The following is a 14,450-nucleotide window of genomic DNA, read 5'->3' as shown; positions in this document are numbered from 1 at the left end:
ATTAAATATCATTTTATCTATAAGATATGCCATTCCACCATCATTATTTGATTTAGTGATGAATTTACAAACTTTTTTAATATCGTCATTGGCATTTTCTACCGCTACACTCAGTCCTGCACTTTTTAGCATTGGAAGGTCATTATATGAATCTCCCACAGCTATAGTATCACAAATATCAACTCCTAAAAACTCTGCAAGCTTTTCAAGTGCAATCCCTTTATCAATTCCAAGTCTGACAACTTCAAGAAAGAAAGGTTTAGAAATAGCAATAGTATAGTTGTCACCATGTTCTTCTTTTAATTTTTTTTCAACCTCTTTAAGATAAGATGGCTCCTCTAAAAGCATACATTTTACAGCTGGATATGTGACTTCGTCCTTAAAACTTTTAACAAGTTTATGATTCATTTTAGTAAGTTCCACTTCCACATCTATATACTGGCTTTCAGTTTCAGAAATTATATCATCCTTATGATATGTAAGAATATGAGTGTTGTGTTTTTTACTAAAGTCATACATAAGATGAAGGTCTTCTTTAGAAAGAGCAGCTTCATATATATTTTTTCCAGTTTTACAATCTGTAATTATAGAGCCGTTAAATGAAAGAAGATACCCTCCATATTTTTCAAGCTCCAATTCATTAGCTAAGTCTCTCATTGCAAAAGTTGGTCTTCCAGAAGCAAGTATAAATTTTACACCAGCCTGTTGAGCTTTGATTATTGCATCTTTATCCTTTTGTGATACCTTTTTTTCATCATTTAAAAGAGTATCATCTAAATCAGTAAATATCATTTTATAACCCATGACAGTTTTCACCCCTTATTTAACAATTAACAGAAGTAAATTATAACCATTTTGGTGAGAAAAGTAAAGAGTGATAAAATTGTCGTTTTTTTCACTTAGAAGATAATATTTTATTTATAATATTTAAGTTTTATTTTAGAACTTTTAAATTTATTTTAAGACAGTATAAAGTTGAAAAAAGAATATATTTCATATATAATTATATGTGAAAGGAATAAAAAATATTACTATTTTTAAAGGGGTTGAAAATAGTAAAAATGGTGGGGGAATTTATGTGGTTAGCTTAAAATATGAAAAGGATTTTTTTAAATGGCTTGCTGAAAAAGACAGCAGACCACAGCTTGGAGAGTTTTATTTTATATTGCAAAAAATTAAGCAGTATGGTGAAGAAAAAATTCCAGAGACTAAAGTAATTGATGAAAAGAATATAGATAGTGTCAGTGATATTGTACTTAGTGCTTCTTCTGAAAAATTTAGTTTAAGTGAGAAAAAATTTGTTAACTCTATTTTTTTAAAGTTTAGAATTTTTTTAGAGGAGATGGAGAAAGAAAAAGTTGTTAAAGAGAAAAAACTGGATTCATTGAACTCAAATACAGATTTAAAAGTATTGAAAAATATGAATTTTAATAAAGTTGACCCAGTTAAATTCAGATGTTTAAGGAAAAAATATACAAAGGTTGCCAGTTGGGAAGAACTCTATATAAAAGTTATCAGATTTTTATGGGAAGAGTATCCAATAGTTTTTGATGAGATGCTCTTTGATACAGAGGATATAGAGAAAAACAGGATATCTTTTAATTATGCAACATATAAAAGACAGATGAGAAGTCCTGAGATGATTGGAGATTATTTCTGCATAGATGTACCTAAAAATGGAAAAGAGATGTTAAAAAATATTAAATGGGTTCTTGACTGTTGTGGGGTTAAATATGAAATGCTTGAAATAATTGCTAAAAGTGAAAATACAAATGTAAAAATTGAACTGGAAAATGAAGAAACAGAAGATGAACCTGTAGAAATTCAAGAGGATAACAATGTAAAAGAGGTAGAAGAAAAAGAGATTAAGTTAGAGGATAAAATAAAAAATAACAAACCTGTAAATAAAGAGATAGAAGAGCTAAACCTGACAAAGGAAAAAATAGCCGAAGATAAAAAGCAGGAGAATAAAATAGAAAAATCAGAGACAATAGAAGAAAAGGCTGAACAGATACAGAAAATTAAATCAATAGTATTAGGAGATGAGGTTAAAGAGCTCAATCTTAATAAATTGAAGGATATTAATTTTGAAAGTATAGTTCCCTATGAGGTAAAGTACAGACATAAGAAACTTGGATTTTCAAGAAGTTGGAAAGATGCATATGTAAATATCGCAAGTGAAGTATATAAAAATTGTGGTTTTCTTTTAGCTGAATGGATAGGAAAACCTCTTTTTGAAGATGGCAAAAATATTGATATTGCAGATGGAAAATCATTAGATAAGCTTCGTGTACCTCAGGTAATTAGCAGTAACACTACTGAAAATCTATTTATTGAAACTGATTATTCAAATGATGAAATTGTAATGAGAATAAAAAAATTACTGGATATCTCTCTGATTAAATATGAAAATTTCTTAATTTCCTATAAAGAGATAATAGAGGTAGAAACAGAGGAGATAGAAGAGCAAAGCTGTGATGAGAAAGCTGAAGAAGTAAATATTTGTATTCTGGATTTGAAAAAGGAATATGATTTAAGTAAAAGTCTTCCTATATCTTTAGAAATAGGGGATAGAATAGGAAAAGAGTATAAGAGCTGGGGAGAGTTATATCTAAATCTTTTAGATATACTTTGGAATAAATATGGTATGTATATTAGACCTGGAAAGAGTGACAATATAGAGGAAATTCCTCTGTCACAGGTATCTGTTACAGATAATCTTTCTCCAGAAGAGATTGTAAAAAAAATAAAGATAATTTTAAAAATGTATTCAATAGATTACAGTAAATGTAAAATAACAGTGCAAGGTAGTATAGAAAAAATTGAAAATAAACCTAAAGAGAAAGTTAATCTTGGAGAGATTCTTGAAATCAATTATTCAAATCTAAGCAGACTAGCTTATACTATTTCAGTTGGATTTTCATATAAAAAAGTAAGAAGTGTAAAGAGCTTTGACTGGGGAAAGGTTTATTGTGAAATCTTTAAAATAATATGGAGAGCTGATAAAAAAGATTTGGAAGATTATATTGAAAAACCTATATTAAAAGGGGCTAGTAATGCACCAATAGATATATCAAGAAATAAAAGCGTCATGTCTATCCCTAGAAAAATAGATGATGATATTTATTTAGAAACAGATTATGAACCGTATGAGATTTTAAAGAGAATAAGACAGATTATCACTATTTCATCTTTTAGATTTGAAGAGTTTCCTATTTATTACAGGAGATTTTCAGGGCACGAGTTTAAAAAAATCACAGAGAAATTGCAGTTGAAGAGACAGAAACAGCTTGAAAAGAATAAAAGATTTATATTTTATAACTGGATGATAAATGAGGAAAATATAAGTGCCAAAATAGCTCAAAACTATATCAGTGCAGTAGATGAAGTGGAAAGATATGTTAAAGAGTTTGAGATTGGTACTGGAAAAGTCTATGGACATAATAGAATGGAAGAATGCAGGGAAACATTAGCTCTATTATTTAATGATGAAAAATTTAAACTTTTTAATGAAAAACATCATCATAAGCATATGGCAGCTAGTAAGCAGTATCTGAATTTTTTATCATGCAATATAGATAAAATGGAATATATCAACTAATTGAAGCTGAAATTGATTTCAGCTTCTTTTATTTGAGAAATATCTATACTGAAGTGGGAAATAAAATCTTTTAACTACAAGGATAAAATGTTATAATATAAAATAGAGATTTTATCTTTAGTGACAAATAATAAAAAAAATATATGGATAAAATTATAAAATTACACAAAAATAAAGTATTTTATAGTATAATAAAATTCAGAATATTTTTAATAGAGTAATTGGAGGCAACAAGTGATAATTAATTCAGACTTTGAATTGAATAATAGAAGCCTTGAAGAGTTTGCAAGGGTAATGGTACCAGAGGCTTTAGAATGCAAAGTAGATATAAAACGTAAAAGAGAAGATGGAAATATCATTGTTTCCATGGAGATAGATGGTGTAGAGAAATCTTTTAGTTATAAGGATCAGCTTGGTAAGATAGAAGATCAGGAAGTTACAATGACAAAGATACTTCTTCTTAAGTTTTTTAATAAGGATTACTCATGGGGTGGACTTATGGGAGTGCGTCCTACCAAGGTAGTGAGAAGATTTTTAAATCTTGGGTACTCTTATGATGAGATAAGAGTAATACTTAAAGATTTCATGCTTGTAAAAGATGAAAAAATAGAACTATTGATTGAAGTTGTAAAAAAAGAACTTGAATTTTTAGATAGAGAGCATATAAATCTATATATTGGAATTCCTTTTTGTCCAACTAAATGCAAGTACTGCTCTTTTGCTTCATATGAGATAAATGGAGGAGTAGGAAGATATTATGATGGCTTTGTTGAGACACTTTTAAAAGAGATTGAGCTTGCAGGAGAGTTCTTAAAAAGAGAGGGATTTAAAGTATCATCAATATATATGGGTGGAGGAACACCGAGCACACTTACAGAGAAAGATTTAGAAGATGTTTTATCTGCTGTGGATAGATATATTGATAGAAGTGATGTAAAAGAGTTTACATTTGAGGCAGGAAGAGAGGATTCACTAACTGAGAAAAAGCTGGAAATAGCTAAAAAATATGGAGTGGATAGAATAAGCCTTAATCCACAGACATTTAAAGTGGCAACTCTTGCTAAAGTAAATAGAAAATTTGACAGAGAAAACTTTGACAGATATTTTAAAATAGCAAAGGATATGGGATTTATAGTAAATATGGACTTTATAGTTGGACTTCCTGGAGAGACAACAGAGGATATAGTTGACACTATAAAAGAGGTTGAAAAATTTGACCTGGATAACCTTACTATTCATACTCTTGCATTTAAGAGAGCTTCTAATCTTTTTAAAGAGAGTCAGGACAGAGTGGAACTTGATGGAGAAAAGATAAATGCAGAGATTAAAAGAGTAACTGAGGAAAAAGGACTTTACCCATACTACATGTATAGACAGAAAAATATTATGGAGTGGGGAGAAAATACTGGATTTGCTAAAAAAGGGTGTGAATCTATCTTCAATATTGAGATGATAGAGGAAAATCAGCCAACTATGGGACTTGGTGGAGGAGCTATTACTAAGATAGTAAAACCATTAAATGAGTATAGAGATTATATTGAAAGATACGTAAATCCTAAGGACCCAGCTCTTTATATAAGAGAGATGGAAGAGAGAATGAAAGCAAAAGAAGAACTGTTTATGAAACTAAAAAAATAATGGGGATGTGATTTCATTGAAAAAGATGTGGATTTTGCTTATGACTATTTTTATAAGTATAGGAGTTTTTGCAGGAGAGCTTGAAAAAAACAGTGAGCACTACGACCTTATAATAAGTACCAATGTACTGGAGGAAGAAACTAGATATACTGATATTAATACTGCTACTTTAGAAGAACTTTCCAATGCTGGTATTACAATGAGACAGGCAAAAATGATACTTAACTACAGAGAAAAAACTGGTGGATTTAGAAATATTCAGGAGCTTAAGAGAATAAAAGGTATTGGTCAGGCAACATATGCTAAACTTAAAGAGAAACTGGTAGTTAAAACTCCAGCTGAAAGAAAGCCTCTTTATATCAACGAAGCTACTGATGACGATATGAAACTATTTGGATTGGATAAAAAACAGATTAGAAAGATAAGAAAATATATAAATCAACATGGAAGAATTGAGAATAATATGGAACTTATGAAACTTCTTCCTGAGAGTACATATGAAAAGTATAAAACAATAATTAAATATGATAAATTTTAGAAAGAGAGTGATAATATGGGAAAATTAATTAGAGGTGTAAGTAAAAATGCGAGATTTTTTGTTGTAGATTCAACAGATGTCGTACAGAAAGCATTGGATATACATAAATGCAGTCCTACTGCAATAGATGCATTTGGAAGATTATTAACAGCTGGAATAATAATGGGTTCTACTTTAAAGGGAACTGATATATTAACACTTAGAACTGATACTGATGGACAGCTTAATAATATGGTAGTAACAGCAGATTCTAATGGAGGAGTAAAAGGATATCTTTCAAATCCAACTGCTGATGTTCCTTTAAAAGATAATGGTAAGTCAGATGTGGCTGGACTTGTTGGAAAAGGAATATTAAAAATTATAAAAGATATGGGACTTAAAGAACCATATGTTGGATTATCTGAAATAAAATCAGGAGAGATAGCTCAGGATATAGCTTATTACTACTATAACTCAGAGCAGACTCCAACAGTTATTGCACTTGGTGTAAAATTAAAAGATGAAAAAACAATATCATATGCAGGTGGATATATGGTACAGTTACTACCTGATGCTGAAGATTCATTTATAGATGCATTGGAAGAAAAAATTCAGGCTATAAGACCTATGACTGAGCTTATGGCTGGAGGAATGGATATTAAAAGAATAGCAAAACTTCTATATGAGGATATGCACAGTGAAAACAATGATAAACTTGTTGAAGAGTATGAGATATTAGAGGAAAAAGATGTAGAATATAGCTGTAACTGCAGTGCTGATAAATTCCACAGAGGACTTATTACTCTTGGAAAAGAGCAGTTGGCAGATATATTTAAAGAGAAAGATGACATAGAAGCACAATGCCATTTCTGTGGTAAAAAGTATCAATTTACTAAGAAGGATTTTGAAGATATCCTTAAATAGAAGAAAAGGAAAGTGAGTATTGTTATGAAACTTATAGATTCACATGCCCATATGGACAATGAGGAATTTGATATTGATAGAGAAGAACTATTTGAAAAAATAGGAAATGAGATGGACTTTATAGTAAATATAGGTTATGACTTAGAAAGCAGTAAAAAAAGTGTAGAGTATGCAAATAAATACCCTTTTGTATATGCTGCTATTGGATTTCACCCTGATGAGATAGGTGGATACTCTGATGAAACTGAGGCTGAACTTATAGAGCTTGCAAAAAATCCAAAAGTTCTTGCAATAGGAGAGATTGGACTTGATTATCACTGGATGACTCATCCTAAAGAGAAACAGCAGGAGATATTTAGAAGACAGTTGGAACTTGCAAGAAAGGTGAATAAACCTATAGTAATACACTCAAGAGAGGCTATGGAAGATACTTTAAATGTATTAAAAGAGTTTCCTGATGTAAAGGGAATATTCCACTGTTATCCAGGTTCTTTTGAAACAGCTAAAACACTGATTGACAGATTTTATCTTGGAATAGGTGGAGTCTTAACATTTAAAAATGCTAAAAAACTTGTAGATGTTGTAAAAGAGATACCTTTAGATAGACTTATACTTGAGACAGACTGCCCATATATGACACCTGCTCCATTTAGAGGAAAAAGAAATGAACCTACATATGTAAAATATGTAGCAGAAAAAATAGCTGAACTTAAAGGTGTGACATATGAAGAGGTAGCTCGTGCTACAAATGAAAATACAAGAAAAGTATATAGAATGAGTGAGGATGCATAATGATAATTTGTCCTGTATGTAAAGAGGAACTGGTTAAAGAGGGAAAAACTTACAGATGTAAGAACAATCACTGTTTTGATATGGCAAAACAGGGGTATACCAATCTTTTACTGTCTAATCAGAAACACAGCAAGATGCCTGGTGACGATAAAGATATGGTAATGAGCAGAAGAGGATTTTTAGAAAAAGGTTATTATAAAGCTATATCAGATGGTGTAAATAAGATAGTTAAAGAGACAGCTTACAAAAAAGAGTTGGAAATCTTAGATATTGGTTGTGGTGAAGGATACTACACTAAAAGATTAAAAAACTCTTTAGAAGAGTCAGGTATAAAATCTCATATAGTTGGAATAGATATTTCTAAAGAGGCTGTTCTTGCAGCTGCTAAAAGTGATAAAAGTATAGAATGGATTGTGGCAAGTGCTACAAATCTGCCGATTTCAGATGATTCACTTGATTATATAATCTGTATGTTTGCAAAGATAATACCTGAGGAAAAATTGAGAACATTGAAAAAAGGTGGATACCTTATTGTAGTATCAACAGGAGAAAATCACCTTATAGAGCTTAAAGAGGTTGTATATGATAAGGTGAGAACAGATTTCTATTCACCTGTTAAGGACCTGGAGATGTTTAAGCATTGTAAGACAGTTAACTGTAGTGATAAAGTCCATATAAATACCAATGAGGACCTTAGAAACCTTTTTGATATGACTCCTTATAGATGGAGAAGTCCAAAAGAGGGAATTGACAGGTTGTTTGCATTGGATAGTCTGGATATAACTATTGACGTGAATATAGATATATTTATGAAAATGTAGAGGGGATAATGATATTAGGATTGGGAACTGATATTGTAGAGATATCTAGAATAAAAAAAGCATTGGAAAATGAAAATTTTAAAAAGAGAGTGTATACTGCTGAAGAGATAGCAGAGGCTGAGAAAAAAGGTGTTGGAAAATATTTTACTTACGCCGGTAAATTCTCAGCTAAAGAAGCTATTTCAAAGGCTTTTGGTACAGGAGTCAGAGGATTTTCTCTAACGGATATAGAGATAGTTTCTGACACACTTGGTAAACCATATGTTAATTTTAAGGGGAACCTGATAGAGAAAATGTCAGGTAAATCTGTTGAAATTTCTATTTCGCATTGTAAAGAGTATGCTACTGCAGTAGCTATATTAATGAGAGGAGAGAATTAAGATGGAGAAAAAGGAATTTTATGATGAATTGGAAAAATTTATTGATGGTTTGAGAGACAAAAAGGATGACGTGAGAATTTTAAACTTTGTTGTTGAAAAATTAGATGCCATTCCTAAGGATGTTCAAAAATTTATTGCTGATAAGACAGGACTTATGGAGATATCAATAGAGAACACCATAAATTTCTACCCTAAATTTAGAAATAAAGTTAAGGATAAAAGCGTAAAAGAAGTAGCAGTGTGCACAGGAATGAATTGTGGACCATCAGGAGGTCAGGATATATATGATGCCCTTGTTGAACTTTTAGAAGTCGACAGTGAAGGGTTATCAAAAGATGGAAAAATAATGCTTTCTAAGAAAAGATGCTTTGGTAGATGTGCTAAAGGGCCAAATGTATCAATAGATGGAGAGATTTACAGCTTTATGACTCTTAAAGATGTAAAAAGAAAGCTTGGATTGTAATTTTGAGGAGGTAAACATTGGATATACTGGATATAAAAAGAGAATTTTCTGAATATAGCGAAAAAATGGAGAATATAAGGGGGTCTCTTTGACTTATCAGGAAGAGAGAAAAAGATAAAAGAGCTTGAGGAAAAGACAACTCAGGAAGGCTTTTGGAATGATAAGAAGACAAGTGCTGCTGTAATAAAAGAGATGAACAGTGAAAAAGAGATAGTTGCTGCCTATAAGCAGATTGCTAAAAATCTTGAAGATGAAGAGGCTCTAATTGATTTTGTTGAAGAGGGAGAGACTGAGTTTCAAAATGAACTTGAAGGAAAACATCATCTTCTTGGAAAAGAGATAGATAGTTTTGATACACGTCTTCTTCTTGATGGAGAGTATGATTCAAGTAATGCAATAGTAACTATTCACTCAGGAGCTGGAGGAACAGAGGCATGTGACTGGGCCGATATGCTATATAGAATGTATTCAAGATGGTGCAGTGATAAGAAGTATAAAACAAGTGAATTGGATTTTATGCCTGGTGACAGTGTTGGAATCAAATCAATAACTTTTTCAGTAGAGGGACCAAATGCTTATGGTTACTTAAAAAGTGAAAAAGGGATACACAGACTTGTTAGAATATCACCATTTGATGCAAATAAAAAAAGACATACATCATTTGCTTCAGTGGAAGTAGTTCCAGAGGTAGATGAGAGTATTGAGGTAAATGTAGATCCAGGAGATATCAGAATAGATACATATAGATCAAGTGGTGCTGGTGGACAGCACGTAAATATGACTGACTCTGCAGTTAGAATTACACACTTTCCTACAGGGATAGTTGTTACATGTCAAAAAGAGAGATCACAGCTTAGCAACAGAGAAACTGCTATGAAACTTTTAAAGTCAAAACTTGTAGAGCTTGAAATGAAGAAAAAAGAGGAAGAGATGAAAAAAATCCAGGGAGAACAGAGTGAAATTGGATGGGGTAACCAGATAAGATCATATGTTTTCCAGCCCTATACACTTGTAAAAGACCACAGAACAGGTGTAGAGGCAGGTAATATAAGAGCTGTCATGGATGGAGATATAGACAGCTTTATAAATGGTTACCTGAGATGGAGTAAATCAAAATAAGACCTTCAAAAAAATATAAAATTGTGGTAAAATTTAGAGTAAATAATTAAAGGATGGGAGAGTTAAATTATGGATAAAAAAGTAAGAACAAGAATAGCACCATCACCTACTGGGGATCCCCATGTTGGAACTGCTTATATAGCACTTTTCAACTTGGCATTTGCTAATTCACAAAAAGGAGATTTCATACTAAGAATAGAGGATACTGACCAAAACAGATATACTGAAGGATCAGAGCAGATGATATTTGACGCAATGCACTGGCTTGATTTAAACTATGCTGAAGGACCAGATGTTGGAGGAGAATATGGACCTTATAGACAATCTGAAAGATTCCATCTATATGGAGAGTATGCAAAAAAACTTGTTGAACAAGGTGGAGCTTACTACTGTTTCTGTTCACAAGATAGACTTGAAAAATTAAGAGAAAGACAAAAAGCTATGGGAAAAGCTCCTGGATATGATGGACACTGCCGTTCATTAACACCAGAAGAAGTACAAGCTAAATTAGATGCTGGAGAACCTTATGTAATAAGACTTAAGATGCCTTATGAAGGAGAAACAGTTATAAAAGATAGATTAAGAGGAGATATTGTATTTGAAAACAATAAGATAGATGACCAGGTTTTATTAAAAGCTGATGGTTTCCCTACATATCACCTTGCAAACGTTGTAGATGACCACTTAATGGGAATCACTCACGTAATAAGAGCAGAAGAATGGATTGCTTCTACTCCAAAACATATTCAATTATACAAAGCATTTGGATGGGATCAACCTGAATTTATCCACATGCCACTTTTAAGAAATGCTGACAGAACAAAAATATCTAAGAGAAAAAATCCAGTATCTCTAAACTGGTATAAAGAACAAGGATATCTAAAAGAAGGAATGATCAACTTCCTAGGACTTATGGGATATTCATTTGGAGAAAATAAAGAGATATTTACACTTCAAGAATTTATTGATAACTTTAACATAGACAAAGTATCTTTAGGAGGTCCAGTATTTGACCTTGTAAAACTTGGATGGGTAAACAACCAACATATGAGAATGAAAGATATAGATGAGTTAACTAAACTTGCTATTCCATTCTTCAAAAAAGCTGGATTTGTTGGAGAAACAGTATCTGACCACGAATACAGAGCTTTAGTTAAAATTGTTGAAATATTAAGAGAAAGTGCTCAAACTCTTAAAGAGATTGCTGAAGAATCAGCTGTATACTTCAATGATACTTATGAATTACCAGTAGTAACAGAAGACATGAACAAAAAAGAGAGAAAAAGTGTTGAAAAATTAAATGCTTCAATAGAAGATCCTATTGGAAAAGAAGCTATAAAACTTTTCATTAAAAAACTTGAAGCTTGGGATAAAGAAGATTTCACAGTAGATGAAGCAAAAGATATGTTACACTCTACTATGGATGAACTTGAAGCAGGACCAGGAAAAGTATTTATGCCACTTAGAGCAGTTATAACTGGACAAGCAAGAGGTGCTGACTTATTCAATGTACTTTACATAATTGGTAAGACAAGAACACTTGCAAGAATAAAAGAAATGGTAAGAAAATATAACATTATCTAATAAATAATCAAACTAAAAAGGACAGCCAATCGGCTGTCCTTTTATCATGTTAATTTACTATTTTTTTGCTTTTTTCTTTCCCTTAGCTGCTGGTTTCTTTTCTTCTTTAACTGGGTTCATTTTTTCAGTAAGAGTTTTTCCAGGTTTAAATTTAGCAACTGTTTTAGCAGCAATTTTCATAGGTTTTCCAGTTTGAGGGTTGATACAGCTTCTTTCTGCTCTTTCTACTGCTTCAAATTTTCCGAATCCTATAAATGCAACACTTTCCCCTTTTACTAATACATCTTCAAGAGTTTCCAAAAAAGCTTTAGTTAATCTTTCAGCTTCTAATTTTGTTTTTAATTCAGCTTTTTTACCAAATAATTCCACAAATTCTTTTTTTGTCATTTGAATCACTCCATTCATTATATTTAGTTGCTTCTACTATTAAAATAGCATGTTTTCCCAATAAACTCAATAGTTTTTATGTTTTTTCTTAAAAAGAAGTGGTAATTTTTGACTTTTATATCTTAAAATTATATAATTAGGATAGATTTTAAAGATTAGAAGGAGAAATTATGTCAAATTCAGGATATGGATTTCCAAAACTTGGAACTGTTGTTACAGATAACGGAGTTAATTTTGCAATGTTTTGCAAAAATTGTAAAAAAATAGCTTTAAAAATTTACAAATCAGGATTGGATAGCAGTCCAGTATTCAGAACAGAACTGAATGAAGAATTTAATAAAACAGGTGATATTTGGCATATCTTTTTAGAGGAATGCTCTGAGGGAACTATTTATCTCTGGGAAATAGACGGATATGATATTTTAGATCCGTATGCAGCAGCATTTACTGAAAGTGATAGTTGTGAAAAGAAGAAAAATATAGTTATTAAAAGAGATGAGACAAAATATGAATCACATCTCAATCTTCCATGGGAAGAGTTAATTGTGTATGAGGCACATATTGGGATGTTTACTAAACATTATAACTCAGATGTTGAGCATCCAGGGACATATACAGGTTTTATGGAAAAAATACCATACCTAAAATCTCTTGGAATTACAGCTGTGGAGTTTTTACCTATATATGAGTGGGATGATTTTACAGGAAGCTACAATCATAAAAGTGAGCTTTTAAAGAATGTGTGGGGATATAATCCTATAAACTTTTTTGCACTTACAAAAAAATATGCAAGTGAAAAAACTACAGATTCATATAGTGAGATAGAGGAGTTTAAAAGACTTGTAAAAGAGCTTCACAATCATGGAATGGAAGTTATATTGGACGTTGTATACAACCACACAGCAGAGGGTGGTAATGGAGGTAAGGATTACAACTTTAAAATAATGTCTAAAAAGGATTTTTATATCTTAGATAATGTAACGGGTAATTACAGCAACTACTCAGGATGTGGAAATACCTTTAACTGCAATAGAAAAGTAAGTAAGGATATGATACTGGAATCTCTACGTTACTGGTATCTGGAAATTGGTGTAGATGGATTCAGATTTGATCTGGCCCCTATTTTAGGAAGAAATGAAAATGGTCAATGGGGAGAGTATTCAGTTTTAGATGATATAGCTGAAGATCCTATACTTTCTCATTGCAAACTTATATCAGAAAGCTGGGACCTTGGTGGATATTATGTTGGAGATATGCCACAGGGGTGGAGTGAATGGAACGGTAAATATAGAGATGTAGTTAGAAAATTTATAAAGGGAGATTTTGGACAGATTTCAGAACTTTTAAAGAGAATATTTGGAAGTTCAGATATGTTTGGACGTAAGTTATCAAATCCATATACAAGTATTAACTTTATAACTTGTCATGATGGATTTACTCTGCATGACCTTGTAAGTTATAACACTAAGCACAACCTTGATAATGGTGAAGATAATAGAGATGGAGAATCTAATAATAACTCATATAACTGGGGAGAAGAGGGAGATACTGATGATCCTCAAATTTTAGAAATAAGAAGAAGACAGATAAAAAACTTTATGCTTATTCTTTTCATATCTCAAGGTGTTCCTATGATTTTGATGGGAGATGAGATGGGAAGAACTCAATATGGAAATAATAATGCTTACTGTCAGGATAATGCATTAACATGGGTAGACTGGAGTTTTTTAGATAAGAATAGAGATATATTTGAATTTGTACAAAATATGATTAAGCTTAGAAAGAAATACACTGTATTTCAAAATTCAAGGTATCTTGAGTGTGATGATACAAGAAATGGAGATATTATTCTTCATGGAATACAGGTGAATAAACCAGACCTTTCATATCACTCATTGAGTATAGCTTTTGAACTTTTAGATAAAGATAGCAATACCACTTTTTATATAGCACTTAATTCATACTATAAAGATCTGTATTTTGAACTTCCTCAGATGTATGGTAAAAACTGGAGACTGGTAGTTGATACCTCTAAACCTGATAAGGAAAATTTCCTTGAGGCACCTGATGAGATAACAGATACTGGATATAGAGTTAAGGCTAGAAGCTGTGTAATTTTAAAAAGAGGATAGAGAATATAAAAGAGCAGGAAAATTTTCCTGCTCTATTTTTTTATATATTAGGAAATTATAATTTGAATAATAAGATAGAAAGTAGCTGAGAA

Annotated in this window: 13 protein-coding genes; 11 read left to right on the top strand and 2 right to left on the bottom strand. The window is 31.5% G+C overall.

Annotated elements, in window-relative coordinates; genetic code table 11:
- Positions 1-804: Cof-type HAD-IIB family hydrolase (locus IX290_RS08950; RefSeq protein ID WP_211492873.1), on the bottom strand; the 804-nt coding region annotated here is incomplete at its 3' end.
- 274 nt (positions 805-1,078) lie between these two features.
- Between IX290_RS08950 and IX290_RS08945 the strand changes: the two genes are divergently transcribed.
- The 10 genes from IX290_RS08945 to gltX all read left to right on the top strand — a co-directional run bounded on the left by IX290_RS08945 (position 1,079) and on the right by gltX (position 11,839).
- Entirely contained in the window at positions 1,079-3,601 is a 2,523-nt protein-coding gene (locus IX290_RS08945; protein ID WP_211492872.1) for a hypothetical protein, read from the top strand.
- A gap of 234 nt (positions 3,602-3,835) precedes the next feature.
- The gene (locus IX290_RS08940; RefSeq protein WP_211492871.1) at positions 3,836-5,239 is read left to right on the top strand and encodes a coproporphyrinogen III oxidase; all 1,404 of its coding nucleotides are present in this window, start codon (positions 3,836-3,838) and stop codon (positions 5,237-5,239) included.
- Between the two features lie 40 nt (positions 5,240-5,279).
- Positions 5,280-5,777 carry a helix-hairpin-helix domain-containing protein gene (locus tag IX290_RS08935; RefSeq protein ID WP_249168917.1) on the top strand — a complete coding sequence of 166 codons (498 nt, stop codon included), beginning with the start codon at positions 5,280-5,282 and terminating at the stop codon, positions 5,775-5,777.
- Between the two features lie 15 nt (positions 5,778-5,792).
- Positions 5,793-6,680, top strand: coding sequence for an Hsp33 family molecular chaperone HslO (gene hslO / locus IX290_RS08930; protein WP_211492869.1), 888 nt, complete (start codon positions 5,793-5,795; stop codon positions 6,678-6,680).
- A gap of 24 nt (positions 6,681-6,704) precedes the next feature.
- Positions 6,705-7,472 carry a TatD family hydrolase gene (locus IX290_RS08925; protein WP_211492868.1) on the top strand — a complete coding sequence of 256 codons (768 nt, stop codon included), beginning with the start codon at positions 6,705-6,707 and terminating at the stop codon, positions 7,470-7,472.
- Entirely contained in the window at positions 7,472-8,293 is an 822-nt protein-coding gene (locus tag IX290_RS08920; RefSeq protein ID WP_211492867.1) for a putative RNA methyltransferase, read from the top strand. The genes IX290_RS08925 and IX290_RS08920 overlap by 1 nt, the downstream gene beginning before the upstream one ends.
- Positions 8,294-8,301: 8 nt before the next feature.
- The gene (gene acpS, locus IX290_RS08915) at positions 8,302-8,673 is read left to right on the top strand and encodes a holo-ACP synthase (protein WP_211492866.1); all 372 of its coding nucleotides are present in this window, start codon (positions 8,302-8,304) and stop codon (positions 8,671-8,673) included.
- Position 8,674: 1 nt separating this feature from the next.
- Positions 8,675-9,136: an NAD(P)H-dependent oxidoreductase subunit E gene (locus IX290_RS08910; RefSeq protein WP_211492865.1), complete on the top strand. Its 462-nt coding sequence runs from the start codon at positions 8,675-8,677 to the stop codon at positions 9,134-9,136.
- Positions 9,137-9,153: 17 nt separating this feature from the next.
- A protein-coding gene (prfB, locus tag IX290_RS08905) for a peptide chain release factor 2 (protein WP_249168916.1) occupies positions 9,154-10,255 on the top strand; the annotation gives its coding sequence in 2 pieces (ribosomal slippage) (positions 9,154-9,225 and positions 9,227-10,255; 1,101 coding nt in all).
- A 69-nt stretch (positions 10,256-10,324) separates the two neighbouring features.
- Positions 10,325-11,839: a glutamate--tRNA ligase gene (gltX, locus tag IX290_RS08900; RefSeq protein ID WP_211492864.1), complete on the top strand. Its 1,515-nt coding sequence runs from the start codon at positions 10,325-10,327 to the stop codon at positions 11,837-11,839.
- A 57-nt stretch (positions 11,840-11,896) separates the two neighbouring features.
- Here gltX and IX290_RS08895 read toward each other — a convergent pair whose 3' ends face one another.
- On the bottom strand, positions 11,897-12,226 hold the full coding sequence (locus tag IX290_RS08895; RefSeq protein ID WP_211492863.1) for an HU family DNA-binding protein: 330 nt from the start codon (positions 12,224-12,226) through the stop codon (positions 11,897-11,899).
- A 170-nt stretch (positions 12,227-12,396) separates the two neighbouring features.
- Between IX290_RS08895 and IX290_RS08890 the strand changes: the two genes are divergently transcribed.
- Complete coding sequence (locus IX290_RS08890) at positions 12,397-14,358, top strand: alpha-amylase family glycosyl hydrolase (protein WP_211492862.1); 1,962 nt, start codon at positions 12,397-12,399, stop codon at positions 14,356-14,358.
- Positions 14,359-14,450: the final 92 nt, after the last annotated feature.

Source organism: Fusobacterium sp. DD2 (assembly GCF_018205345.1).
Taxonomy (GTDB): Bacteria; Fusobacteriota; Fusobacteriia; order Fusobacteriales; family Fusobacteriaceae; genus Fusobacterium_A.
The sequence above is the reverse complement of the archived record's forward strand: the minus strand, read 5'-3'. Positions and strand labels throughout refer to the sequence as shown.